20 protein-coding genes and 4 pseudogenes are annotated in these 24,197 nt (G+C 59.8%); 19 read left to right on the top strand and 5 right to left on the bottom strand.

Features of this window, described 5'->3' with window-relative positions; genetic code table 11:
- Nucleotides 1-101: 101 nt before the first annotated feature.
- The 7 genes and pseudogenes from HMPREF1024_RS31030 to HMPREF1024_RS23225 form a co-directional block, all read left to right on the top strand.
- Nucleotides 102-230 (top strand): annotated as a pseudogene (locus HMPREF1024_RS31030) (biopolymer transporter TonB); the annotation flags it as partial.
- 71 nt (nt 231-301) lie between these two features.
- The gene (locus HMPREF1024_RS23245) at nt 302-1,741 is read left to right on the top strand and encodes a circularly permuted type 2 ATP-grasp protein (RefSeq protein WP_004211064.1); all 1,440 of its coding nucleotides are present in this window, start codon (nt 302-304) and stop codon (nt 1,739-1,741) included.
- Nucleotides 1,735-2,665 (top strand): annotated as a pseudogene (locus HMPREF1024_RS0125495) (alpha-E domain-containing protein). Before HMPREF1024_RS23245 ends, HMPREF1024_RS0125495 begins: the two are co-directional and overlap by 7 nt.
- Nucleotides 2,662-3,477, top strand: coding sequence for a transglutaminase family protein (locus HMPREF1024_RS23240; protein WP_002910832.1), 816 nt, complete (start codon nt 2,662-2,664; stop codon nt 3,475-3,477). Before HMPREF1024_RS0125495 ends, HMPREF1024_RS23240 begins: the two are co-directional and overlap by 4 nt.
- 16 nt (nt 3,478-3,493) lie before the next feature.
- Nucleotides 3,494-4,240, top strand: coding sequence for a proteasome-type protease (locus tag HMPREF1024_RS23235; RefSeq protein ID WP_002910830.1), 747 nt, complete (start codon nt 3,494-3,496; stop codon nt 4,238-4,240).
- 438 nt (nt 4,241-4,678) lie between these two features.
- The gene (locus tag HMPREF1024_RS23230) at nt 4,679-5,665 is read left to right on the top strand and encodes a fatty acid desaturase (protein ID WP_032451313.1); all 987 of its coding nucleotides are present in this window, start codon (nt 4,679-4,681) and stop codon (nt 5,663-5,665) included.
- Nucleotides 5,658-6,458 carry a phosphate/phosphite/phosphonate ABC transporter substrate-binding protein gene (locus HMPREF1024_RS23225; RefSeq protein ID WP_004189318.1) on the top strand — a complete coding sequence of 267 codons (801 nt, stop codon included), beginning with the start codon at nt 5,658-5,660 and terminating at the stop codon, nt 6,456-6,458. Before HMPREF1024_RS23230 ends, HMPREF1024_RS23225 begins: the two co-directional genes overlap by 8 nt.
- 37 nt (nt 6,459-6,495) lie before the next feature.
- Here the strand turns inward: HMPREF1024_RS23225 and HMPREF1024_RS0125500 are convergent, their stop codons facing one another.
- Both HMPREF1024_RS0125500 and HMPREF1024_RS31035 read right to left on the bottom strand, forming a co-directional pair.
- Nucleotides 6,496-6,618 (bottom strand): nitrilotriacetate monooxygenase, encoded by a 123-nt coding sequence (locus HMPREF1024_RS0125500; protein WP_004145488.1) that lies wholly within the window; start codon nt 6,616-6,618, stop codon nt 6,496-6,498.
- A 297-nt stretch (nt 6,619-6,915) separates the two neighbouring features.
- The gene (locus HMPREF1024_RS31035) at nt 6,916-7,059 is read right to left on the bottom strand and encodes a hypothetical protein (RefSeq protein ID WP_014343223.1); all 144 of its coding nucleotides are present in this window, start codon (nt 7,057-7,059) and stop codon (nt 6,916-6,918) included.
- 176 nt (nt 7,060-7,235) lie between these two features.
- Between HMPREF1024_RS31035 and tdcA the strand changes: the two genes are divergently transcribed.
- The 5 genes from tdcA (at nt 7,236) to pflB (ending at nt 14,176) form a co-directional block, all read left to right on the top strand.
- The gene (tdcA, locus tag HMPREF1024_RS23220) at nt 7,236-8,177 is read left to right on the top strand and encodes a transcriptional regulator TdcA (protein ID WP_002910764.1); all 942 of its coding nucleotides are present in this window, start codon (nt 7,236-7,238) and stop codon (nt 8,175-8,177) included.
- A gap of 93 nt (nt 8,178-8,270) precedes the next feature.
- On the top strand, nt 8,271-9,260 hold the full coding sequence (gene tdcB / locus HMPREF1024_RS23215; protein WP_002910762.1) for a bifunctional threonine ammonia-lyase/L-serine ammonia-lyase TdcB: 990 nt from the start codon (nt 8,271-8,273) through the stop codon (nt 9,258-9,260).
- 25 nt (nt 9,261-9,285) lie between these two features.
- Nucleotides 9,286-10,617 carry a threonine/serine transporter TdcC gene (gene tdcC, locus HMPREF1024_RS23210; protein WP_004145486.1) on the top strand — a complete coding sequence of 444 codons (1,332 nt, stop codon included), beginning with the start codon at nt 9,286-9,288 and terminating at the stop codon, nt 10,615-10,617.
- A 27-nt stretch (nt 10,618-10,644) separates the two neighbouring features.
- Nucleotides 10,645-11,853 carry a propionate kinase gene (gene tdcD / locus HMPREF1024_RS23205; RefSeq protein WP_002910759.1) on the top strand — a complete coding sequence of 403 codons (1,209 nt, stop codon included), beginning with the start codon at nt 10,645-10,647 and terminating at the stop codon, nt 11,851-11,853.
- A 28-nt stretch (nt 11,854-11,881) separates the two neighbouring features.
- Nucleotides 11,882-14,176, top strand: coding sequence for a formate C-acetyltransferase (gene pflB, locus HMPREF1024_RS23200; RefSeq protein WP_009307576.1), 2,295 nt, complete (start codon nt 11,882-11,884; stop codon nt 14,174-14,176).
- 51 nt (nt 14,177-14,227) lie between these two features.
- Here pflB and HMPREF1024_RS31040 read toward each other — a convergent pair whose 3' ends face one another.
- On the bottom strand, nt 14,228-14,374 hold the full coding sequence (locus HMPREF1024_RS31040) for a hypothetical protein (protein WP_004225356.1): 147 nt from the start codon (nt 14,372-14,374) through the stop codon (nt 14,228-14,230).
- Nucleotides 14,375-14,663: 289 nt separating this feature from the next.
- Here HMPREF1024_RS31040 and HMPREF1024_RS23195 point away from each other — a divergent pair, with 289 nt between their 5' ends.
- From HMPREF1024_RS23195 to HMPREF1024_RS23180, 5 genes and pseudogenes are all read left to right on the top strand, one after another.
- A complete protein-coding gene (locus tag HMPREF1024_RS23195; protein WP_004189329.1) occupies nt 14,664-15,722 on the top strand; it encodes a branched-chain amino acid ABC transporter substrate-binding protein in 1,059 nt (352 codons plus the stop codon).
- A gap of 109 nt (nt 15,723-15,831) precedes the next feature.
- Nucleotides 15,832-16,746 carry a branched-chain amino acid ABC transporter permease gene (locus tag HMPREF1024_RS23190; RefSeq protein WP_009307577.1) on the top strand — a complete coding sequence of 305 codons (915 nt, stop codon included), beginning with the start codon at nt 15,832-15,834 and terminating at the stop codon, nt 16,744-16,746.
- Nucleotides 16,747-16,755: 9 nt separating this feature from the next.
- Nucleotides 16,756-18,043, top strand: a pseudogene (gene livM, locus HMPREF1024_RS23185) (high-affinity branched-chain amino acid ABC transporter permease LivM).
- Nucleotides 18,040-18,916 (top strand): annotated as a pseudogene (locus HMPREF1024_RS0125515) (ABC transporter ATP-binding protein). Before livM ends, HMPREF1024_RS0125515 begins: the two co-directional pseudogenes overlap by 4 nt.
- On the top strand, nt 18,913-19,632 hold the full coding sequence (locus tag HMPREF1024_RS23180; protein ID WP_004175491.1) for an ABC transporter ATP-binding protein: 720 nt from the start codon (nt 18,913-18,915) through the stop codon (nt 19,630-19,632). The pseudogene HMPREF1024_RS0125515 and the gene HMPREF1024_RS23180 overlap by 4 nt, the downstream one beginning before the upstream one ends.
- Before the next feature lie 5 nt (nt 19,633-19,637).
- Here the strand turns inward: HMPREF1024_RS23180 and HMPREF1024_RS23175 are convergent, their stop codons facing one another.
- Complete coding sequence (locus HMPREF1024_RS23175; protein ID WP_002910720.1) at nt 19,638-20,531, bottom strand: LysR substrate-binding domain-containing protein; 894 nt, start codon at nt 20,529-20,531, stop codon at nt 19,638-19,640.
- A gap of 283 nt (nt 20,532-20,814) precedes the next feature.
- Between HMPREF1024_RS23175 and pckA the strand changes: the two genes are divergently transcribed.
- Nucleotides 20,815-22,458 (top strand): phosphoenolpyruvate carboxykinase (ATP), encoded by a 1,644-nt coding sequence (gene pckA / locus HMPREF1024_RS23170; RefSeq protein WP_004148802.1) that lies wholly within the window; start codon nt 20,815-20,817, stop codon nt 22,456-22,458.
- 49 nt (nt 22,459-22,507) lie between these two features.
- Here pckA and HMPREF1024_RS23165 read toward each other — a convergent pair whose 3' ends face one another.
- On the bottom strand, nt 22,508-22,984 hold the full coding sequence (locus HMPREF1024_RS23165) for a GNAT family N-acetyltransferase (RefSeq protein ID WP_002910717.1): 477 nt from the start codon (nt 22,982-22,984) through the stop codon (nt 22,508-22,510).
- 98 nt (nt 22,985-23,082) lie between these two features.
- On the opposite strand from HMPREF1024_RS23165, the gene HMPREF1024_RS23160 reads away from it, so the two are divergent.
- Entirely contained in the window at nt 23,083-24,009 is a 927-nt protein-coding gene (locus HMPREF1024_RS23160) for a LysR family transcriptional regulator (RefSeq protein ID WP_009307580.1), read from the top strand.
- Nucleotides 24,010-24,197: the final 188 nt, after the last annotated feature.

The following is a 24,197-nucleotide window of genomic DNA, read 5'->3' on the forward strand; positions in this document are numbered from 1 at the left end:
TGTCAGGGGTAACATTTTGCGTGAAAACAGAGGATTTACCTGCCAGGTCTCCTGAGACCGCCGCGGGCTGGGCCGCCTGGCTGAGGGCGCTGGCGTCCACGATGGCGCAAAAAACGTCGCCCTGCCTCACGACGGTGCAGCCGCCGCCGGGCGCGGGCGGCTGTTTTGGCGATTTTTTGCACAACCAGACGGCGGGGCTGAACCGATTTGCACAACGCCGCGGCGGCAGAGGACCTGGCATAATTAATGCTTATCTCTTAGCGGGATTACCACAAAGTGAGTACAACCGGAGGGGATAGCCATGATTAAAATTACGCTACCTGACGGGCATTATTATGACGAGATGCTGACCGCGCAGGGTGAACAGCGGCCGCACTATAATGCCTGGTGGCAATGGTTTCGCAACACCGATCAATTCTCTATCCGGCAGAAAAAAGCGCAAGCGGAACTGCTTTTTCACCGTATCGGCATCACCTTTAACGTGTACGGCGAGGATGAGGGGACCGAGCGGCTGATCCCGTTTGACAGCGTGCCGCGGATCATACCCGCCGGGGAGTGGCAGCGCATTGACCGCGGCATACGCCAGCGGGTGAAAGCGCTGAACGCCTTCCTCTATGACATCTATCATGAGCAGAATATCCTGCGCGCGGGGCTGATCCCGGCCGAGCAGGTGCTGGCCAACGAGCAGTATCAGCCGTGCATGCAGGGCATCAACCTGCCAAACAACACCTATGCCCATATCACCGGCGTCGATATGGTGCGCAATAACGACGGTCAGTACTACGTGCTGGAGGATAATCTGCGCACGCCGTCCGGCGTCTCCTACATGCTCGAAAACCGTAAGATGATGATGCGCCTCTATCCGGAGATGTTCGAGCAGCATCATATTGCGCCGGTGGAGCGCTACCCGAGCTACCTCCTGCAGACCCTGCGCGAAAGCTCGCTGGTGGATGATCCCTGCGTCGTGGTGATGACCCCGGGTCGCTTCAACAGCGCCTACTTCGAGCACAGCTTCCTGGCGCAGCAGATGGGGGTCGAGCTGGTGGAGAGCGCCGATCTGTTTATTAAAAACGGCGCGGTGTATATGCGCACCACCGAGGGGCCGCGGCGGGTGGATGTGATTTATCGCCGCATCGACGACGCCTGGCTCGACCCGCTGGCCTTCCGCGCCGATTCGATGCTCGGCGTCCCGGGGCTGCTGTCCGTCTATCGCGCCGGCGGCGTAGTGCTGGCCAACGCCATCGGCACCGGGGTGGCTGACGACAAATCGATCTATCCGTACGTCCCGGAGATGATCCGCTTTTACCTCGGCGAACAACCGATCCTCAGCAATATCCCCACCTGGCAGTGCCGGAAAGCGGAGGACCTGCGCTACGTGCTGAGCAATCTCGAGCTGATGGTGGTCAAGGAGGTCCATGGCGCCGGGGGCTACGGCATGCTGGTCGGCCCACGTTCCACCAAAGAGGAGCGGGAGGCCTTCCGCCAGCGCCTGCTGGCCAATCCGGCCAACTATATCGCCCAGGACACCCTCGCGCTGTCGACCTGCCCCACCTTCGTTGAGGAAGGGCTGTCGCCGCGGCATATCGATTTACGGCCCTACGTGCTGTCCGGGCAGGAGATGCGGCTGGTGCCCGGCGGCCTGACCCGCGTGGCGCTGACCGAAGGGTCGCTGGTGGTCAACTCGTCGCAGGGCGGCGGAACCAAGGATACCTGGGTGATGGAGGATGACGCATCATGCTAAGTCGTACGGCGAGTGAACTGTTCTGGATGGCCCGCTATCTCGAGCGGGCGGAGAGCTACGCCCGGGTGCTGGACGTGACCTGGAAATTATCGATGATCCCCCGCCACAGCCAGCAGTCGCGGGATCTGGCGCTACCGCTGAATTTGTCGATGACCCACGAGTTGTTTCAGGCGCGCCATGCCCGCTTTACCATGAGCAATCTGCTCAACTTTTTTTGCCCTTGATGGCAACAACCCCTGCAGTATTTACAGCTGCGTGGAGATGGCGTGGAACAATGCGCACGCCGTGCGCGGCAGTCTGTCGGCCGAAGTGTGGGAGAGCATCAATGCCACCCGCATTGAGCTGCGAAGCCTGCGCCAGCAGGGGCTGGGCGAGCTGGGGAGCGACGGCTTTTTTGAGTGGGTGAAAGAGCGGGTGCATCTGTTTCGCGGAGCGGTGATAGGCACGCTGCTGCGCAACGACGCGCTGAGCTTTATCGGTATCGGCACCCTGATTGAGCGCGCCTTCGCCACCACCCAGCTGCTGCTGATTAAGGATCAACAGCTGACCAACGATCCGGACCCGGTGCGGGAATACTACCGACTGGATACCCTGCTCAATGCGGTCAGCGCCCGCGAAGCCTACAACAGCCTCTACCGCCAGCCGGTCAGTCGCGAAACGGTGATGGAGCTGCTGATCCTGCGCAACGATATTCCGCGTTCGCTGCGCGCCAGCATTGCCGACCTGGTGGGCGAACTGGAGAAGATCGCCAACGACCGCTCCTATCAACCGCTGCGCCTCGCCCATCAGCTCAACGTTGACCTGCGCTTCAGCACCCGTGACGACCTGGCGCAGGCGGACCTGCAGACCACCCTTAACGGGCTGCTGGCGAGAATTAACGCGCTGTCCGACAGCATCAGACAAACCTACCTGGAGGCCTTATGAAACTGGTCATCGATCATCTCACCCGCTATGGCTACGATGAAGAAGTGAAGTTTTCCACCCAGTATCTGCGCCTGACGCCGCGCAGTACCGCCCGGCAGACGATCACCGCCTGGACGCTGACCCTGCCGGACGGCGCGGCGGTGACCACTACCGACGGCTGGGGCAATGTGCTGCATGTGCTGACGCTGGATAACCCGCACAAGGAGATCACCATCCGCGCCAGCGGGATTGTCGATATCGCCGACGAAGGGGAGGAGACGCGTGATGAAGAGGCCGAGCTGCTGTCGCCGCTGGTTTTTCTGCGCTGTACGCCGCTAACCCGCGCCGATACGGCGATCCGTGAGTTTGCCCAGCGCCTCTATCGTCCCGATGCGGCGGAAGAGAGTCTGAATCAACTGATGGCGGATCTGCTGTTAAGAATGCCATACTCCCCCGGCGCGACCCAGGTGCAGGACTCCGCCGCCGACGCCTTCGCCCGCGCGAAGGGGGTGTGCCAGGATCATACCCATGTTTTTCTCGCCTGCTGCCGCGCGCTGGAGATCCCGGCGCGCTACGTCAGCGGCTATGTCTACAGCGATAACGCCCAGCATGTGGCGATGCATGCCTGGGCGGAAGTCTGGCTCGACGGCCGCTGGCTGTCGTTTGATATCACCAATAATACCCGTCGCCTGAATCAGCATTTACGGCTGGCGACCGGGCTGGATTATCTCGACGCCTGCCCGGTACGGGGCACCCGGCTGGGCGGCGGCGGGGAGATTATGTTAACTAACGCTGAAGTGCGCGAACACAGCCAGCAGGCGCAGCAGCAATAATACGGGAATAACCGCAATGACCTACTGTGTGGCCATGTGCCTGGCGGATGGACTGGTGTTTGCTTCCGACTCCCGCACCAACGCGGGCGTCGACCATATTGCCACTTTTAAAAAGCTGCACGTTTTCCATCAGGAGGGGGAACGGGTGCTGGTGCTGCAATCCGCCGGCAATCTGGCCACCACCCAGAGCGTGATAAGCCTGCTCAGCGCGCGCATCCGTACCCAGCAGGAGCCGAATCTGATGCAGGTCACTTCCCTCTACGACGCCGCGATGCTGATCGGTAAAACGCTGCTGGAGGTGATCCAGCGCGACAGCAGCAACCAGCAGACCTGCAGTAACACCAACTTCAACTGCAACCTGCTGCTTGGCGGCCAGATCGCCGGCGAAACCCATCGTCTGTTCCATATTTATCCGGAGGGCAACTTTATTGAAGCCACCCGCGACACGCCTTATTTCCAGATTGGCGAAAGCAAATACGGCAAACCGATCATCGATCGGGTGCTGACCATCGACACGCCGCTGGAGCAGGCGATGTGCTGCGCGTTGATCTCCATTGATTCGACGCTGCGCAGTAATCTGTCCGTCGGCCTGCCGCTGGATACGCTGCTCTACCGCAGCGGCAGCTTCAGCAGTGCCGGGCAGCATCGCATCACCGACAGCGATCCCTACTTCAACCGCATTCGCAAGGCGTGGTCCGAAGGGCTGTTGCACACCTTCCAGACTCTGCCGACCTGGACGCCAGCGGAGCGGGAAGAGGAGTAGTCGCTGTGACGCTCCGCCGGTATCGTCGGCGCGAAGGCGGGTAAGGCGCTGGAGTCCTTTAGTATCCTCGACCTGGCGGTAAAATTTCAGCAACAGCGGTAAATAAATTAACGACAGGCCGCACGGATTGTAGGCCGGGCAAGGTGTCGCCGCCGCCCGGCACAAAAGCGACGCCGCTGTCCTTGTCCGGCGGCGCTGCGCCTGCACCGGCCTGGATGGCCCGGGGAGGGGTTATCCCATAGGCCCGGCAAGCGCAGCGCCGCCGGATGATGGACCGGTTTAAACACCGCCAAGCTGTTGCGCCATGGACGGTATTCTCTTTGCCCTGTTGAACACAAACGCGCTTTTTGGCAAAGCTAAGTCAATTAAATACTTTGTTATTTAACGTGTTATCTCACATCTTCGGTGGGAATGAGGCAACACGGCAAGGTATCGGAAGTGACGGAAAAGAAGACGGCTGTCTATGTGGATGACCAACAGCGCATCCTGATCAGCCAGCTGGCGCGCGGCTGGCTGTGGCGCAGCGAGCTGCCGACCTGGCTGCTGATTGTGACGGTTTACGGCGGCTGGTTTGCCTGCGTGGCGGGCTGGCGGACGCTGGGACTGTTTCCGGCCACGCTGCTGTTGATCTGGTTTACCGCCTGGTATATGTCCTTACAGCATGAGCTGATCCATGGGCATCCCACCCGGCTGGCATGGTTTAACCAGCTGTTGGGGACGCTGCCGCTGGCGGTCTGGTATCCCTATGGCGTCTACCGCGACAGCCACCTGGCGCACCATCGCAACCATCTGCTGACGCACCCTGAGGATGACCCCGAATCGTACTACGTAACGGCGGAAAGCTGGCAGCGCTTCTCAGCCTGGCAGCGCCGCCTTATCCACCTGCGCAACACCTTCTGGGGGCGTCTGCTGCTGGCGCCGATGATGGATATTATTCACACCCTGAACAGCGCGCTGTGGGCTTTCCGCGAGGGCGACCGCCGCGCTATCGCCATGTGGAGTCTGCATCTGTTGCTGCTGACGGGTCTGCTGACCTGGATGGCGGCGCAGGGTTTTTCTCCGCTGTGGTTTGTGCTGGCGGTGAGCTACCCGGCGCTGGCCCTGACCAAAGTACGCTCTTTTCTCGAACACCGCGCCGCGGATGACCCGCTGGCCCGCTCGGTGATCAACGAGGCCGGGCTCCCCTGGCGGGTGCTGTTCCTCAATCTCAACTACCATGCGGTGCATCATGATCTGCCAGGGGTCCCCTGGTACGCTTTACGTCAACTGTATCTGCATAGCCAGGCGGCGTATCTGCAGCGTAATCAGGGGTTCCTGGTGCGCGGGTACGGCGAGTGGCGACGCCATTTTAGCCGCCGGGCGGTGGCGGTGAACGCCCATCCGGGCTTTGGCGAGCAGGCGCAGGCGGGAGGAGAATATGGCTGAACGCATGACTTTTCCGATGTATGCCATCCACCGTCAACAGACCCAGGCCCTGTGGCAGGCGGTGCAGTCGCTGCTGGACGAACGCGGCGTGATGGTGGCGGGGGACCCTCCGGCGGCTGACCCCGGGGATCTGCTGGCTCACTGGCGCCAGCCGACGCTGTTGCTGAGCCAGACCTGTGGCTACCCGCTGGTGACCCAATTGCCTGAGGTGCAGACGGTGGGCTGCTTCCACTACGCTGCGCCCGGTTGCGAAGGGCGCCGCTATCGCAGCCTGCTGGTGGTCCGCGAAGCGGATAGTCACCGGATGCTGGGGGACTTTTTTGGCCGTCGGGCGGTGTGCAATGCCGAGCACTCGCAGTCCGGCTACAACGTACTGCGTAAAATGGTCGCGCCGCTCTCCCGGGAGGGGCGTTTTTTTTCAGCGGTGATGTTCAGCGGCAGCCATCGGCAATCGCTGCGCGAACTGCAGCAGGAAAACGCCGATATCGCCGCCATCGACTGCGTGACCTACGCTCTGCTGCAGCGCCATCAGCCGCAGGCTCTGGCTGGCCTGGTGGCGATCGGCTGGAGCCCGGCCGCGCCAGGGCTGCCGCTGATCACCGCCGGCGCCACCCCGGCGGCAACGCTGAATAGCCTGCGCGAGGCGCTCCAGCAGCTGGTAAGCGATGATCGCTATCGTTCCCTGTGCGACGCCTTGCTGATCTGCGGCTATAGCGATATGTCGCGGGAGGCCTATGCGCCGCTGCTGGCGTGGCGGGATGAGGCCGCGGCGCTGGGGGTCAGCCAGCTATAGGCGAAATGCCCGGGCCAGCGATCTGCGCCGGGGCGGGCTATAGCGGCTGGTCCCACGGCTGGGCGCTGAGATCCATTCGCAGATAGGAAGAGAGCAGGTCGACAGCCAGCTGGTCGCTCATCAGCTGCTCGTTAAGCTGCTGGCGCAGCCGCGGGATCATCTCTTCACGATAGGCCGGGTCGTTGTTTTATGGATTTGTGATCGGCAACACAAATGACTCTCCAATGGCCGTCGTAAAAGATAAATTACCAGGGTTGATTTTAATCAAAGTATGACCAACTGCGCTATGGCGGAAAAAAGATCGCTGCCTATCGCGACCCAAAAGAAAAATTGTGAATTTAATGTTTCTTTGGTGTAAATAATGACCGTGCATTTTCCCCAACCGCCGGGGATAAAATGTGATGCCCGACCGGCTTGTCGTTAAATAATGGCGTTTATTACGTCTGCCTTTTATTCTTTACAGCATTAATTTAATTTTCGGCTTTCTTCTCAACCTGATAGCGCGGGTCGAATAACGTACAAAAGACGTATTTTTTATCGCCATTTCGCCGTCGATGTTATCGCCATCAATTATTTTTATCCCCGCATTCGGCCACGGCAAAAGGCGCGCAAATAGCGTTCATGATGCTTGTAATGTATTGATTTTAATTTGCTTATTCTGGCTCGTGGATCCTGCTTATCCGCCGCGGCGGAGCCTTTGTGAGAGCTCTCACATAACCCGGCAATTGCGATTTGTTACACTTTCCGCCGTCAACAAAGGAATGAAAGTGAGACGCGATGAATACTTTTTCTCTGCCTAAAACACAGCATCTGGTAGTTTTCCAGGAAGTGATCCGCAGCGGGTCAATCGGGGCCGGAGCAAAAGCGTTAGGACTCACTCAGCCGGCGGTCAGTAAAATTATTGGCGACATGGAGAGTTATTTTGGTAGCGAATTAATCGTCCGGCGAAATACCGGCGTCTCGCTCACCGAGGCCGGGCAGGTATTTCTCAACTGGTCAGAAGCGATCACCCGTGAAATGAAAAATATGGTCAATGAAATGAATGCTCTGACCAACAGCGCGGTGGTGGATGTCTCCTTTGGTTTCCCTTCGCTGGTCGGGTTTACCTTTATGTCGGAGATGGTGCATCAGTTTAAAATGACTTTCCCCAAGGCGCGGGTCTCGATGTATGAGGCGCAGCTCTCCGCCTTTTTGCCGGCAATCCGCGACGGGCGCCTCGACTTCGCCATCGGGACGCTGAGCGATGAGATGAAACTGCAGGACCTGCACGTCGAGCCGCTGTTTGAGTCTGAGTTTGTGCTGGTGGCGAACCGGGCGCGGATCGGCAACGGCACCGTCCGCCTGGCCTCGCTCCAGCACGAGCAGTGGGTGCTGCCGGAGACCAATATGGGCTACTACAGCGAACTGCTGACCACCCTGCAGCGCAGCGGTATCCGCCGTGAAAATATCGTTAATACCGATTCGGTGGTGACGATCTATAACCTGGTGCTCAATGCCGATTTTCTGACGGTGATCCCCTGCGACATGACCACGCCGTTTGGCTCGAGCCAGTTTGTCACCATCCCCATTAAAGAGGCCTTGCCGGTGGCGCGCTATGCGGCGGTATGGTCGAAAAATTACCGGTTAAAAACCGCCGCGGCGTCGCTGGTGGAGATGGCGAAACACTATTCCTCGGGGCAGGGCAACCGCCACTGGCAGCCATTACAAATTATTGCGTAACTGAAAGTCGTTAAATAATCCAACACACGTCCTCGCTGTTATCAGCAGGATGACGCCCGGTCATTGACTTTATATTAAGATACAGAGGCCATAATGCATATTACCTACGATCTTCCGGTATCTATTGACGATATTCTCGAAGCGAAACAACGCCTCGCGGGAAAAATATATAAAACAGGCATGCCCCGTTCGAATTATTTTAGCGAGCGCTGCCAGGGCGAAATATTTCTTAAATTCGAAAATATGCAGCGCACGGGTTCATTTAAAATTCGCGGCGCCTTTAATAAACTGTGCGGTTTAACCGCGGCGGAAAAACGCAAAGGGGTGGTGGCCTGCTCAGCGGGCAACCACGCCCAGGGCGTCTCGCTCTCCTGCGCCATGCTAGGCATTGACGGGAAAGTAGTGATGCCGAAAGGGGCGCCGAAATCGAAAGTTGCCGCCACCTGTGATTATTCGGCGGAAGTGGTGCTACATGGCGATAACTTTAACGATACCCTCGCCAAAGCCAGCGATATTGTTGAACTTGAGGGCCGCATTTTTATTCCCCCCTATGACGACCCGCAGGTTATCGCCGGGCAGGGGACGATTGGACTCGAAATATTAGAAGATCTGTATGACGTGGATAATGTCATCGTGCCCATTGGCGGCGGCGGCTTAATTGCCGGTATCGCGATTGCGATTAAATCCATTAACCCGACAATCCGCATTATCGGCGTGCAGTCGGAGAATGTTCACGGCATGGCCGCCTCCTGGTATGCCGGGGAAATCACCAGCCATCGCCACGCCGGCACCTTAGCCGATGGTTGCGACGTCGCCCGCCCGGGGAAACTGACCTATGAAATCGCCCGCCAGCTGGTGGATGACATCGTCCTGGTGAGTGAGGACGACATTCGCCAGAGCATGGTCGCCTTAATTCAGCGCAATAAAGTGATCACCGAAGGGGCCGGGGCGTTAGCCTGCGCCGCGTTATTAAGCGGCAAACTCGACAGCTATATCCAGAACCGCAAAACGGTCAGCCTGATTTCCGGGGGCAATATCGATCTCTCCCGGGTATCGCAAATTACCGGTTTTGTTGACGCTTAATTCAATACATAAGTGAGGACAGGATATGAGTACGACTGAGAGCATTGCATCCAGCCAGACAAGCCTTTCGTCCTGGCGTAAATCTGACACCACCTGGACCCTGGGCCTGTTTGGCACCGCTATCGGCGCCGGGGTGCTGTTTTTCCCGATCCGCGCCGGCTTCGGCGGGCTGATCCCGATCCTGGTGATGCTGGTGCTGGCCTATCCCATCGCCTTTTATTGCCATCGGGCCCTGGCCCGGCTATGCCTGTCGGGGGCTAACCCCTCCGGCAATATCACCGAAACGGTGGAAGAGCATTTTGGCAAAACCGGCGGGGTGGTGATCACCTTTCTGTACTTCTTCGCCATCTGCCCACTGCTGTGGATTTATGGCGTCACGATCACCAATACCTTTATGACTTTCTGGGAGAACCAGCTGCAGATGCCGGCTCTCAACCGCGGGGTGGTGGCGCTGCTCCTGCTGCTGCTGATGGCGTTTGTCATCTGGTTTGGTAAAGACCTGATGGTCAAGGTGATGAGCTATCTGGTGTGGCCGTTTATCGCCAGCCTGGTGGTGATCTCCCTGTCCCTGATCCCCTACTGGAATAGCGCGGTGATTGACCAGGTCAACCTCAGCGATATCGCCTTAACCGGTCACGACGGCATTCTGGTGACGGTATGGCTGGGCATCTCCATCATGGTGTTCTCCTTCAACTTCTCGCCGATCGTCTCCTCGTTTGTGGTCTCCAAACGCGAAGAGTATGAAGCGCAGTTTGGCCGCGAGTATACCGAACGCAAATGCTCACAGATCATCTCCCGGGCCAGCATGCTGATGGTGGCGGTGGTGATGTTCTTCGCCTTCAGCTGCCTGTTTACCCTCTCACCGCAGAACATGGCGGACGCCAAGGCGCAGAATATCCCGGTGCTCTCCTATCTGGCGAACCACTTTGCCTCGATGTCGGGCACCAAATCCACCTTTGCCACCCTGCTGGAGTATGGCGCGTCGATCATCGCCCTGGTGGCCATCTTCAAATCGTTTTTCGGCCACTATCTCGGCACGCTCGAAGGGCTGAACGGTCTGATCCTGCGCTTTGGCTATAAAGGGGATAAAACCCGGGTCTCCAGCGGCAAGCTCAATACCCTGAGCATGGTGTTCATCATGGGCTCGACCTGGGTGGTGGCGTATGCCAACCCCAATATCCTCGACCTGATTGAGGCCATGGGCGCGCCGATTATCGCCTCGCTGCTGTGCCTGCTGCCGATGTACGCCATTCGTAAAGCGCCTTCGCTGGCCAAATACCGTGGCCGTCTCGACAACCTCTTTGTGACCGCTATCGGTCTGCTGACCATCCTCAACATTGCTTACAAACTGTTCTAATCCGGCTCAGGCCACGCGGAGTACAACATGACTGAATTTCCGGTAGTACTGGTGATTAACTGCGGCTCGTCGTCAATCAAATTTTCCGTCCTGGACGCCGCCAGCTGCGACTGCCTGCTCAACGGCGTGGCCGAGGGCATCAACGCGGAACGGGCGTCTCTCTCGCTCAACGGCGGCGAGCCGGTGGCGCTGGCGCAGCGCGGCTACGAAGGCGCCCTGCAGGCGATTGCCGGGGCATTAGCCCAACGCGACCTCATCGACAGCGTGGCCCTGATTGGCCACCGCGTCGCCCACGGCGGCGACCTGTTCACCGAGTCGGTCATTATTAGCGAGGAGGTTATCAATAACATTCGCCAGGTATCGTCCCTGGCCCCGCTGCATAACTACGCCAGTCTCAGCGGCATCGCCTCGGCGCAGCGGCTGTTCCCGGAGGTGATGCAGGTGGCGGTCTTTGATACCAGCTTTCACCAGACCCTGGCCCCGGAAGCTTTTCTCTATGGTCTGCCGTGGGAGTATTACCAGAATCTCGGGGTACGCCGCTACGGTTTCCACGGCACCTCGCACCGCTATGTGTCCCAGCGCGCCCTGGCGCTGCTCGGGTTGCCGGAGCAGGAGAGCGGCCTGGTGATCGCCCACCTGGGCAATGGCGCCTCGATCTGCGCGGTGCGTAACGGCCGCAGCGTGGACACCTCGATGGGGATGACGCCGCTGGAGGGGCTGATGATGGGCACCCGCAGCGGTGATGTCGACTTCGGCGCCATGGCGTGGATTGCCGGGGAAACCCGGCAGACCCTCAGCGACCTGGAGCGGGTAGCCAACACCGCCTCCGGCCTGCTGGGGATCTCCGGTCTTTCCTCCGACCTGCGGGTGCTGGAGCAGGCGTGGCATGAGGGCCATGCACGCGCCCGCCTGGCGATTAAAACCTTTGTCCATCGTATCGCCCGCCATATTGCCGGCCACGCCGCGGCGCTGCAGCGTCTCGACGGCATTATTTTCACCGGCGGGATTGGCGAGAACTCGGTGCTGATCCGTCGGCTGGTGAGCGAGCGGCTGGCGGTCTTTGGCCTTGCGATGGACGCCGCCCGCAATCAGCAGCCCAATTCGGCCGGCGAGCGCCTGATCTCCGCCGACGGCAGCCGGGTGCGCTGCGCGGTTATTCCTACCAATGAAGAGCGCATGATTGCCCTCGATGCGATCCGCTTAGGCCGGATCCACACCGCGGCGGCGCTGGCCTGACTTTTTATTCTGTAGAGAGACGATGTTCATGAAAGTAGATATCGATACCCAGGATGTACGATACGCCGACGCCTGGCTGGGCTTTCGCGGTACGGCGTGGCAAACGCAGAACGACGTTCGCGACTTTATTCAGCATAACTACACCCCTTACGAGGGCGATGAGTCTTTCCTCGCTAACGCGACGCCAGCGACCACCGCCCTCTGGGAGCAGGTGATGGCCGGGATCCGCGTCGAGAACGCCACCCATGCGCCGGTGGATTTCGACACCAATGTCGCCACCTCCATCACCGCCCACGCGGCGGGCTATATCAACCAGCCGCTGGAAAAGATCGTCGGCCTGCAAACGGACCAGCCGCTGAAGCGCGCCCTGCATCCTTTTGGCGGCATCAAGATGATCAAAAGCGCCTTCGAGGCCTATGGTCGCGAAATGGATCCTGACTTTGAGTATCAGTTTACGGCGCTGCGTAAGACCCACAATCAGGGCGTTTTTGACGTCTATTCCCCGGATATGCTGCGCTGCCGTAAATCCGGGGTGCTGACCGGGCTACCGGACGGCTATGGCCGCGGACGGATCATCGGCGATTACCGCCGCGTGGCGCTGTACGGCATTCGCTATCTGGTCCGCGAACGTGAGCTGCAGTTTGCCGACCTGCAGCCGGCCCTTGAGCGCGGCGAGGCGCTGGAGGCCACCCTGCGCCTGCGCGAAGAGCTGGCCGAACAGCGGCGCGCGCTGCTGCAGATGCAGGAGATGGCGGCCCGCCTCGGCTGCGATATCTCTCTCCCGGCGCGCACTGCCCGGGAGGCGGTGCAGTGGCTCTACTTCGCCTACCTGGCGGCGGTGAAGTCGCAGAACGGCGGCGCCATGTCGCTGGGGCGCACGGCCACCTTCCTCGACATCTATATCGAACGCGATCTGCGCGCCGGTTTATTGAATGAGGAGCAGGCCCAGGAGCTCATTGATCACTTCATCATGAAGATCCGCATGGTGCGTTTCCTGCGCACCCCGGAATTTGATTCGCTGTTCTCCGGGGATCCCATCTGGGCGACGGAGGTGCTGGGCGGCATGGGGCTGGATGGTCGCACCCTGGTCAGCAAAACCACCTTCCGCTATCTGCATACTCTGCATACCATGGGCCCGGCGCCGGAGCCGAACCTGACCGTGCTCTGGTCGCAAGCGCTGCCGGCGGCGTTTAAAAAATATGCCGCCCGGGTCTCTATCGCCACCTCGTCGCTGCAGTATGAGAACGACGATCTGATGCGCAGCGATTTTCACAGCGACGACTACGCCATCGCCTGCTGCGTCAGCCCGATGGTGATCGGCAAGCAGATGCAGTTCTTCGGCGCCCGCGCCAATCTCGCCAAAACGCTGCTCTACGCGATTAACGGCGGGGTGGATGAGAAACTGAAGATTCAGGTGGGGCCGAAAACCGCACCGTTGCGCGATGAGGTGCTGGACTACGACACCGTGATGGCCAGCCTCGACCACTTTATGGACTGGCTGGCGGTGCAGTACATCAGCGCGCTGAACATCATCCATTGCATGCATGATAAGTACAGCTACGAGGCGGCGCTGATGGCCCTGCACGACCGCGACGTCTACCGCACGATGGCCTGCGGCATCGCCGGCCTGTCGGTGGCAGCGGATTCGTTGTCGGCGATAAAGTACGCCCGGGTGAAGCCGGTGCGCGATCACCACGGGCTGGCGGTGGACTTTGTCATTGAAGGCGACTATCCGCAGTACGGCAACAACGACGATCGGGTTGATGCCATCGCCTGCGACCTGGTGGAGCGCTTTATGCGCAAAATTCAGGCGCTCCCCACCTGGCGTCAGGCGGTGCCGACCCAGTCGATCCTGACCATCACCTCCAACGTGGTATACGGCCAGAAAACCGGCAACACCCCGGACGGACGTCGGGCGGGGACGCCGTTCGCTCCGGGGGCCAATCCGATGCATGGCCGCGACCGGAAAGGGGCGGTGGCGTCGCTGACCTCGGTGGCGAAACTGCCGTTTACCTACGCCAAAGATGGCATCTCGTATACCTTCTCCATCGTGCCGGCGGCGCTCGGCAAAGCCCCGTCAGCGCAGGAAAACAACCTGGTGGGCCTGCTGGACGGCTACTTCCACCACGAGGAGACGGTGGAGGGGGGACAGCATCTCAACGTCAATGTGCTGAACCGGGAAAAGCTGCTCGATGCGATAGAACACCCGGAGCAGTATCCGAATCTGACGATCCGCGTCTCCGGCTATGCGGTCCGCTTTAACGCGCTGACCCGCGAACAGCAGCAGGATGTGATCTCCCGAACGTTCACCAGTCAACTCTGAGCGGCCACCGGGTCACAGGAGAGCCTTTAACGGGCTCTCCTGTTATCATCTTCACATTACCGCAACAAAATAATCACCACTGTTGATCATATTCGCATTTTTGCACCACGCTGGCGCGCAGCGACCGCTAACTGCATCTATGTTTAGCTCACGGGCCGGTACGGATACCGCGTTGTCCGGCTCGCCACGTGATGGCAACCGATCTCCTGACCTGAAAGGGAATGCGCCCTTGCCGGATGCGGCACGGGTTGCCGTCGCGTGCGTACCGACCGGGGCGACTGTTCTCCGGTGTTCCACTCCTTCCTGGCGGGATTTTTGCTTCTTCCACCCTGGCCGTCCTGGCGCTGCGCCAACGTCGGCACCACACGGTAAGTGATATTTTCTGCGTCATTCCATGACGCCAGGCTTTACATCGCTGAGGAATATCCGAATGTCTTTGAAACTGAAAACAATGACGCTTCATGTTGTGATAGCAGGTTGTATGAGCATGGCCTTTTACGCCCAGGCAGACGTGAAGATCGGCGTCGCCGGGCCCTTTACCGGCCCCAACGCCACCTACGGCGCCCAGTACTGGAAGGGAGCCTCGCAGGCGGTGGCCGATATCAATGCCGCCGGCGGCATCAAAGGCGAAAAGATTGTGCTGGTGCAGGGGGATGACGCGTGCGAACCGAAGCAGGCGGTGGCGGTGGCCAACCGGCTGGTGGATGAAGCGAAAGTCTCCGCCGTGGTGGGGCACTTTTGCTCTTCCTCAACGATGCCGGCCTCCGAGGTATATGACGAAGCCGGGATCCTGACCATTACCCCCGGCTCGACCAACCCGCAGATCACCGAGCGCGGCATGAAAGATCTCTTCCGCATGTGTGGTCGTGACGATCAGCAGGGGGCGATCGCCGCCAACTATATGCTGGACGTGCTGAAGGCGAAGAAAATCGCCGTGATCCACGATAAAGACACCTATGGTCAGGGGCTGGCCGATGCCACCCGCGCGGCGCTGGCGAAGCGGGGTACCAAAGAAGTGTTGTACGAAGGCCTTTCCCGCGGTGAAAAAGACTTTAACGCCCTGGTGACCAAGATCGGCGCCCTCAAGCCGGACGTGGTCTACTTTGGCGGCTGCCATCCGGAAGCGGGCCCGCTGGTGCGCCAGATGCGCGAGCAGGGGGTGCAGGCCAAATTCTTCTCCGGCGACTGTATCGTCACCGAGGAGCTGGTCACGGCCGCCGGCGGGCCGCAGTTCACCAACGGCGTGCTGATGACCTTTGGTCAGGATCCGCGCACCCTCCCGGACGGCAAAGCGGTGATCGAGAAGTTCCGCGCCAGCGGCTTTGAGCCGGAAGGTTATACCCTCTACGCCTACGCCTCCATTCAGGCTATCGCCGCGGCCTGGAACGCCGTCGGTACCGATAACGCCAAAGCCAGCGACTGGCTGAAGAGCCACGACGTCGAGACGGTGATGGGCAAGAAAGCCTGGGATGGCAAAGGCGACCTCAAGGTGTCCGACTACGTGGTCTATCAGTGGGACGACAAGGGCAAATATCACCAGCTCTGATCGGCCACGACCTGAGGACGCTCTGTCCTTTTGACTTGCGAATTGTCACATAACGGCGGTTGACCGGGAACGGAACCCGGCGGCCGTCTGCCTGGCGGCTGGAGGGGCTATGACGGCGTTTTTTCTGCAACAACTGATCAATGGGCTGACGCTGGGCGCGGTGTACGGCTTAATCGCCATCGGCTACACCATGGTGTATGGGATCATCGGCATGATCAACTTCGCCCACGGCGAGGTGTATATGGTCTCCGCCTACCTGTGCGCCATCGGCCTGGCGCTGCTCTCTTTCTTCGGGATCCACTCCTTTCCGCTGCTGATTTTCGCCACCCTGGTGTTCACCATCGTGGTCACCGGCGTATACGGCTGGGCGATCGAGCGCATCGCCTACCGGCCGCTGCGCAACTCGACGCGGCTGGCGCCGCTGATCTCGGCTATCGGGATGTCGCTGATCCTGCAGAACTATGTCCAGCTGAGCCAGGGGCCGAACCAGCAGGGGATCCCGACGCTGCTTAGCGGCGCGTTGCGCATGACGGTGGGCGATGGGGTGGTGCAGATCACCTGGACCAAGGTGTTTATTTTCGTCGCGGCGCTGGTGGGGATGCTTATCCTGACCTGGATTATTCAGTATACCCGGCTGGGGCGCATCTGCCGCGCCACCCAGCAGGACCGGCGCATGGCGGCGATCCTTGGCATCAATACCGACCGGGTGATCTCCCTGGTGTTTGTCATCGGCGCGGCGATGGCCGGTCTGGCCGGCGTGCTGGTGACCATGAACTACGGCACCTTCGACTTCTATATCGGATTTATTATCGGCATCAAAGCCTTCACCGCCGCGGTGCTGGGCGGGATCGGCTCGCTGCCTGGCGCGATGCTGGGTGGTCTGCTGCTTGGGGTGGCCGAAGCCCAGTTCGCCGGGCTGGTGAATTCGGATTACAAAGACGTCTTTTCCTTTGCGCTGCTGGTGGCGATCCTGATTTTTCGCCCGCAGGGGCTGCTGGGACGTCCGCTGGTGGCCAAGGTCTAAGGAGGCTTTATGGGTGAAATTACGCGCCAGCCTGCGCGGGCTATCCAAAACGCGCTGATCGACAGCGTACTGGCCGGCCTTTGCGCGTTAATTGTCTTTGGCCCGATCGTCGGCGTGGTGCTCAAAGGGTATGGTTTTACCCTCGCGCCTGCGCGGGTGGCGATTCTGGTGGCGGTGGTGATGGCCGGCAGGCTGGCGCTCAGTCTGCTGCTGCAGAGCCACAGGGGAAAAGCCTTTATTGCCCGCTTTGAGGGGGCGGATGACGGGGTGTACGTCCGGCCGCCGGGCTACCGCTCGCGGCTGCGCTGGATAATACCGCTGCTGGTGGGGCTGGCCATTGTCTTTCCGTTTCTCGCCACAAAATATCTGCTGACCGTGGCCATTCTTGGGCTGATCTACGTTCTGCTTGGCCTGGGGTTGAATATTGTGGTGGGCCTCGCGGGCCTGCTCGATCTGGGCTATGTGGCGTTTTACGCCATCGGCGCCTACGGCCTGGCGCTGGGCTACCAGTACCTGGGACTTGGCTTCTGGGCGATGCTGCCGCTGGGGGCGGTGATGGCGGCTCTCGCCGGGGCGTTGCTGGGCTTTCCGGTGCTGCGTATGCATGGCGACTATCTGGCCATCGTCACCCTCGGCTTTGGCGAAATTATCCGCCTGGTGCTCAACAACTGGGTGAGCTTCACCGGCGGCCCTAACGGCGTACCGGTGCCATCCCCCACGCTGTTTGGCCTCGAGTTTACCCGCCGGGCGAAAGATGGCGGCATCCCCATCCATGAGTTTTTCCACGTCAGCTACAACCCCAACCTGAAATTCATCTTTCTCTACGCCGTGCTGTGTCTGGTGGTGATGCTGGTGCTGCTGGTGAAGCATCGCCTGACGCGGATGCCCATCGGCCGCGCCTGGGAGGCGCTGCGCGAGGATGAGATCGCCTGTCGGGCGATGGGGCTCAATCACGTGCTGGTGAAGCTCTCGGCGTTTATGCTCGGCGCGTCGACGGCCGGCATCGCCGGGGTGTTCTTCGCCAGCTATCAGGGGTTTGTTAACCCGACGTCGTTCACCTTTTTTGAGTCGGCGCTGATCCTGGCGATTGTGGTGCTCGGGGGAATGGGCGTCCACCCTGGGAGTGGTACTGGCGGCGTTTGTTCTGACGGTCACCCCGGAGCTGCTGCGCGGCTTTGACGAATATCGGGTGCTGCTGTTCGGCGTGCTGATGGTGATGATGATGATCTGGCGGCCGCGCGGCCTGGTGCGCACCAGCCGCAGCGGGGTTGCGTTGCGAAAAGGAGTCGCGCCATGACCGACAGCATCTTACGCGTTGAGCATCTGATGATGCATTTCGGCGGCATCAAAGCGCTGAATGATGTCAATCTGGAGGTGGAGCGGGGGTCGATCACCGCCCTGATAGGCCCCAACGGCGCGGGCAAGACCACGGTGTTTAACTGCCTGACCGGTTTTTATCGGGCGACGGGGGGCAGTATCGTGCTGCGGGCGCGGGAAAAGGTCACCGATGTCATTCAGGTGCTGGGGCAGAAGCTTCACCCGGACGATTTTCTCCACCCGGCGCAGCTGGGGAGGCGGATCTATTACAAGATGTTCGGTGGCACCCATCTGGTGAACCGCGCTGGCCTGGCGCGCACCTTCCAGAATATACGTTTATTCCGCGAGATGTCGGTGATCGAGAACCTGCTGGTGGCCCAGCATACCCAGGTCAACCGCCATCTGCTGGCCGGGATCCTCAATACCCGTGGGTATCGGCAGGCGGAGAGTCAGGCGCTGGATCGCGCTTTTTTACTGGCTGGAGGTGGTGGAGATGGTGGACTGCGCCAACCGTCTGGCGGGGACCCTCTCCTACGGACAGCAGCGGCGGCTGGAGATCGCCCGCGCCATGTGCACCCGTCCGGAGATGATCTGTCTGGACGAGCCGGCCGCCGGTCTCAACCCGGTGGAAACCCAGGCGCTGAGCCGGATTATTCGCTTTCTGCGCCAGCAGCACGGCATCACGGTGCTACTGATCGAGCATGATATGGGGATGGTGATGGAGATTTCGGATCATATCATCGTCCTCGATCACGGGGACGTCATCGCCCGCGGCGCGCCGCAGGCGATCCAGGCCAACGCCAGCGTGATTGCCGCCTATCTAGGCGCTGAGGAAGAGGAGACGCGCCGATGAGCCAGCCTTTGCTTGCCTTTAATGAGGTGGATGTCTTCTACGGGCCGATCCAGGCCCTGAAGCAGGTCTCCCTCACCGTCAACGAGGGGGAGACGGTGGCGCTGATCGGCGCCAACGGCGCCGGTAAATCAACGCTGCTGATGTCGGTCTTCGGCCAGCCGCGCATTGCCGGCGGGGAGATTTTCTATCGCGGGGAGGCGATCAGCCGGAAATCGACCCACTTTATCGCCAGCAACGGCATCGCCCAGGCCCCGGAAGGGCGGCGCATCTTTCCCGATATGACCGTCGAGGAGAATCTGCTAATGGGGACCATTGCCATTGGCAACCGCTATCAGGCCGAGGACAAGGCGCGAATGTACCAGCTGTTCCCCCGGCTGGAAGAGCGGCGGGGACAGCGGGCGATGACCCTCTCCGGCGGCGAGCAGCAGATGCTGGCCATCGCCCGGGCGCTGATGAGCCGACCGCGCCTGCTGCTGCTGGATGAGCCGAGCCTGGGGCTGGCGCCGCTGGTGGTGAAGCAGATTTTTCAGATCCTGCGCGAGCTGACGGCCCAGGGGATGACGCTGTTTCTGGTGGAGCAGAATGCCCGCCATGCCCTCAACCTGTCGGACCGCGCCTACGTGATGGTGAACGGCCAGATCCGCCTGAGCGGTAGCGGCCAGACGCTGCTCAACGACCCGGAGGTGCGTAAGGCATATCTGGGGATCAGCGGCTGAGGGGGTTATTCCCGCGGTTCGTTACGGGTTTTAATGTGCTGCCAGAAACGTTCGGCGGCCTGGTTAAGCCGCGAGCCGGAGCGGTAGAGCCAGGCGCCGATCGGCAGCGACAGGCTCTCATCGAGGATCGTCAGCCGGCCTTCGTCCAGCTCGCGCTGAATGGAGTACTGCGGCAGCCAGCCCACGCCGTCGCCATTGAGGATCATGCGCTTGAGCAGCTCACTCATGGAAGAGACAAAGGTGAGAGAGAAGGTGATCTCCGGCGTGCGGTCGATCACCTGGTTCACCTGGCGCCCCATATAGCTGTCGTTGGCGTATTTCATCAGCGGCAGCACGCCGCGATGTAAATGAAACAGCGGGCGGCCATGTTCGTCGCAGGGGGAGACCAGGTGCAGATAAGAATCAAAAATTTTATGATTAATAAACGGATAGTTCATCAATTCTTCATTATAGAAGGAGAGGATAAAATCGCTTTTTCCCTCTTTCAGGTTAAATACGGCGTCGTTGACGTTAATCGATTCAACATGAAAAGTCTTATTTTTACGGTCGGTGTAACCGGCGATGATCTCGGGCAGTAATAACACCGACAGCGAAGGGGCGGCGTCGATCCTTATTTTCTGGGTAGTGTTATTTAAGCCTTTAATACGGCTGATCTGAAAATCCATGTCATCGAGCATATTTCGCGCATAGCCGACAAAAATTTTCCCGCGGTTGGTCAGCTGCAGAGGGTTGGCGCTACGATCGAAGATGCTGAATCCGAGGGAAGCCTCCAGCGACTGGATGCGTCGGCTGAACGAGGACTGAGAGATGTTGCGGGCTTTGGCCGCCAGGGTAAAGCTGCGCGACTCCTCGAGGGCAATCACATCATACAGCCATTTTACTTCCAGATTTGCCAACACCGATCCAGTCCTCAAAAACGCAATAAAGGCTATGCAATTTTAGCATAGCGCATAGAAACTATGCAATTAACATAATTATCGACAGGTGTTAACATTTTTTGGAAAGTTGAGATTTATGAATGCATATCGGCGACCCTACATGAGCACGATATGAAATCGCGACTCACGGTTATTTATTGCTTTATTTCATTGTCCAGGACTTATCTTATTAAATAGCCGGCGACGATGACGAAAGCAATGAATAACCCAGGCCTCTTACCTTAAATAGTTTGTCAGGAGTTCCATGTCACAACAAATTGAATCAGTAAAAATGGCTCTGCAGGAGCTGGGGATTAATGCAAGCGGCGAATTCTTTTACAACCCTGATTACGATTTGCTTATTGCACATGAAACCTCTCCTGAGCTGACCGGCGCGGCCCGCGGCGTGATGACCGACTCTGGCGCTGTGGCTGTTGATACCGGGATCTTCACCGGCCGTTCGCCGCGCGATAAATACATCGTCCGCGACGAACAGACTCGCGACACCGTCTGGTGGGCAGACTCCGGCCTCGGCCGTAATGACAATAAGCCGTTATCGCCAGACGTGTGGCGCAGCCTGAAAAGCCTGGTCGCGGGCCAGCTGAGCGGCAAAAAACTGTACGTCATCGACGCCTGGTGCGGCGCCAGCCCGGACACCCGTCTTGGCGTACGCTTCGTCACCGAGGTGGCGTGGCAGGCCCACTTTGTCAAAAACATGTTCATCGTGCCAAGCGCCGACGAGCTGGCCAGCTTTACGCCAGACTTCGTGGTGCTCAACGGCGCGGGCTGCACCAATGCCAACTGGCAGGCGCAGGGGATGAACTCCGAGAACTTTGTCGCCTTTAATCTCAGCGAGCGTATTCAGCTCATCGGCGGTACCTGGTACGGCGGCGAAATGAAGAAGGGGCTGTTCTCGGTCATGAACTACCTGCTGCCGCAGAAAGGCATCGCGTCGATGCACTGCTCGGCCAACCGTGGCGAAGCAGGGGACGTGGCGCTGTTCTTCGGCCTCTCCGGGACCGGGAAAACCACCCTGTCGACCGATCCGCATCGTCAGCTGATCGGCGATGATGAGCACGGCTGGGACGATGACGGCGTGTTTAACTTCGAAGGCGGCTGCTACGCTAAGACCATCAATCTCGATCCGCAGGCGGAGCCGGAGATTTATGGCGCCATCCGCCGCAATGCGCTGCTGGAAAACGTGGTAGTGCGCGCTGACGGCAGCGTGGATTATGCCGACGGCAGCAAAACCGAAAACACCCGCGTCTCCTATCCGCTGTCGCATATCGACAATATCGTCAAGCCGGTGTCCCGCGCGGGCCATCCGTCGAAGGTGATTTTCCTTGCCGCCGATGCGTTTGGCGTCCTGCCGCCGGTCTCCCGTCTGACCACCGAGCAGATGCAGTACCATTTCCTGTCGGGTTTCACCTCGAAGCTGGCGGGCACCGAGCGTGGCATTACCCAGCCGACGCCGACCTTCTCCGCCTGCTATGGCGCGGCGTTCCTGCTGCTTCACCCGACCCAGTACGCCAGCGTACTGGCAGCGAAGATGGCGGAATCCGGTGCCGAAGCCTGGCTGGTCAACACCGGCTGGAACGGCGAGGGCAAACGCCTGTCGCTGCGCGATACCCGCAGCATCATTAGCGCGATCCTCAACGGCACTACCGGCCCGCTGCGCGAGGAGACCATCCCGGTGTTCGGTCTTGCGATCCCGCAGAGCATTCCAGGGGTAGACAGCGCGGTGCTGGATCCGCGTAATGGCTGGAGTTCAGCGGATAAATGGCAGGAGAAGGCCGAGAGCCTGGCTCAGCTGTTTATGGATAACTTCAAGCAGTACAGCGATACCGAAGCGGGTGCGCGTCTGGCGCTGGCCGGTCCGCAGCTGCAGAAGAGCGCGGTCGAAGCCTGATCCGCGGCCAGCAGGTCGACGCCTGGCGCCGACCTGCTGGCGAGCCGCTTTACTCCGCAAAGGCCCGCAGCGCATCGCCAGTGAGGCGATAACGCACCCACTCATCCTGCGGCTGCGCGCCAATGCTCAGATAGAAATCAATCGCCGGCTGGTTCCAGTCGAGCACGCTCCACTCCAGACGCCCGCACTGACGTTGTACAGCATATTGCGCGATGGTTTTCAGCAGCGCTTTTCCGGCGCCGATCCCGCGATAGTCGGGGGTGACGTACAGATCCTCCATATAGATACCATTGCGTCCAAGCCAGGTGGAGTAGCTGGTGAAGAACACCGCGTAGCCCACCGCTTTGCCCGCCACCTCGCAGATCAGCGCTTCGGTTTTGCTGCCGCTGGCAAACAGTGTCTCTCTGATCTCCTCTGGCGTCGTCACTACCTCTTCGGGGGCTTTCTCGTAGACCGCGAGTTCATAAATCATGTCGTAGATAGCGGTGGCGTCGTCCGGGGTGGCCTGGCGGATTGTGATGCTCATGGGGTGTCCTGTATCCATAGTCAAAAGAGAGCAAAATTGCTGACCCTGAGGATAAGCGGTATTGTGAAAAGAATTAAGTGCAATGAAATCAGCAAACGATGAATATTATGCATCCTGTCCTGCGCCGGATTGACCTCAACCTGTTGCCGGTCTTTGACGCGGTCTATCGCTCCCGCTCGGTACGCCTGGCGGCGGAAGAGCTGGCGATGAGCACCTCGGCGCTGAGCCATGCGCTTTCCCGGCTGCGCAGCGCCCTCAACGATCCGCTGTTCTACCGCGAAGGCCACCGGATGTGCCCCAGCGTCTATGCCAGCCAGTTGGCGCCCTCTATCGCTTCGGCGCTGAAGTTTCTCAACCAGGAGCTGACGCCGCCGGAGGCGTTTGTGCCGGCCGCCAGCACCGACTGCATGCAGATTGCGATCACCGATTTCACCGCGTTCTGCGTCTTTCCGACGCTGATGCATCACCTGCAGCGTGAGGCGCCCGGGCTGCGGTTTGAGCTCCGTTATCTGCCCCACAGCCCGGCGCTGACCGAGCTGCTGGCGGGCGAGGTCGACCTGGCCCTCGGGTTCAATACCCCTGACGAGCCAGCCCATCCCGATCTTGAGGAGATTAACTGGCTGCGGGACGAATATGTGGTCATCAGCCAGGCCAACCGGACGGCGCTGACCCTGGACGCCTACCTTGCGGCCCGTCATCTGGTGGTGACCCCGTGGAATGAGCGGCAGGGGGTGCTGGACTGTGAGCTGGAGCGACAGGGCTATTCGCGGCAGGTGGCGATGAAAACCCCCTCGATGCTGAGCGCGCCCTTTATTATTGAGCAGAGCGACCTGTTGATGGCGCTGCCCCGGCGGGCGGCGGAGACGATGGCCCGCGCCGCCCGGCTGACCATTTTCCCGCTGCCGTTTCCGGTTCCGCCGTTTGACGTCAAGATTTACGCCCACCAACGCAGCGGGAAACGCGAGGCTACCCGCTGGCTTATCTCCCTGTTGCAGACGCTGGTGGGGGAGTCCACCGCTTCCTGACGCGCTTTCCAGCCGGCAGGGTATTTCGTTACCCCAGGCCAGGTTTTATGCCTTCAACCCACGGCGACATATCCTGGCCCCGGTCACAAAACGGAAAACTGACTTTTTCGCCGTCACCCGCGGCGTGGTTAGGACGGTGTGTGTTAAATGATTGTATGCAAAAGTAATGTTAATTAGTTAAATGTTAT

The sequence above is a fragment of the Klebsiella sp. 4_1_44FAA genome (assembly GCF_000238715.1).
GTDB lineage: Bacteria > Pseudomonadota > Gammaproteobacteria > Enterobacterales > Enterobacteriaceae > Klebsiella > Klebsiella pneumoniae.

Coding starts and splice junctions, on each gene's coding strand:
- HMPREF1024_RS23245 (WP_004211064.1), top strand. CDS start 302: ATGATTAAAATTACGCTACCTGACGGGCATTATTATGACGAGATGCTG.
- HMPREF1024_RS23240 (WP_002910832.1), top strand. CDS start 2,662: ATGAAACTGGTCATCGATCATCTCACCCGCTATGGCTACGATGAAGAA.
- HMPREF1024_RS23235 (WP_002910830.1), top strand. CDS start 3,494: ATGACCTACTGTGTGGCCATGTGCCTGGCGGATGGACTGGTGTTTGCT.
- HMPREF1024_RS23225 (WP_004189318.1), top strand. CDS start 5,658: ATGGCTGAACGCATGACTTTTCCGATGTATGCCATCCACCGTCAACAG.
- HMPREF1024_RS0125500 (WP_004145488.1), bottom strand. CDS start 6,618: ATGATCCCGCGGCTGCGCCAGCAGCTTAACGAGCAGCTGATGAGCGAC.
- tdcA (WP_002910764.1), top strand. CDS start 7,236: ATGAATACTTTTTCTCTGCCTAAAACACAGCATCTGGTAGTTTTCCAG.
- tdcB (WP_002910762.1), top strand. CDS start 8,271: ATGCATATTACCTACGATCTTCCGGTATCTATTGACGATATTCTCGAA.
- tdcC (WP_004145486.1), top strand. CDS start 9,286: ATGAGTACGACTGAGAGCATTGCATCCAGCCAGACAAGCCTTTCGTCC.
- tdcD (WP_002910759.1), top strand. CDS start 10,645: ATGACTGAATTTCCGGTAGTACTGGTGATTAACTGCGGCTCGTCGTCA.
- pflB (WP_009307576.1), top strand. CDS start 11,882: ATGAAAGTAGATATCGATACCCAGGATGTACGATACGCCGACGCCTGG.
- HMPREF1024_RS23195 (WP_004189329.1), top strand. CDS start 14,664: ATGGCCTTTTACGCCCAGGCAGACGTGAAGATCGGCGTCGCCGGGCCC.
- HMPREF1024_RS23190 (WP_009307577.1), top strand. CDS start 15,832: ATGACGGCGTTTTTTCTGCAACAACTGATCAATGGGCTGACGCTGGGC.
- HMPREF1024_RS23180 (WP_004175491.1), top strand. CDS start 18,913: ATGAGCCAGCCTTTGCTTGCCTTTAATGAGGTGGATGTCTTCTACGGG.
- pckA (WP_004148802.1), top strand. CDS start 20,815: ATGTCACAACAAATTGAATCAGTAAAAATGGCTCTGCAGGAGCTGGGG.
- HMPREF1024_RS23165 (WP_002910717.1), bottom strand. CDS start 22,984: ATGAGCATCACAATCCGCCAGGCCACCCCGGACGACGCCACCGCTATC.
- HMPREF1024_RS23160 (WP_009307580.1), top strand. CDS start 23,083: ATGAATATTATGCATCCTGTCCTGCGCCGGATTGACCTCAACCTGTTG.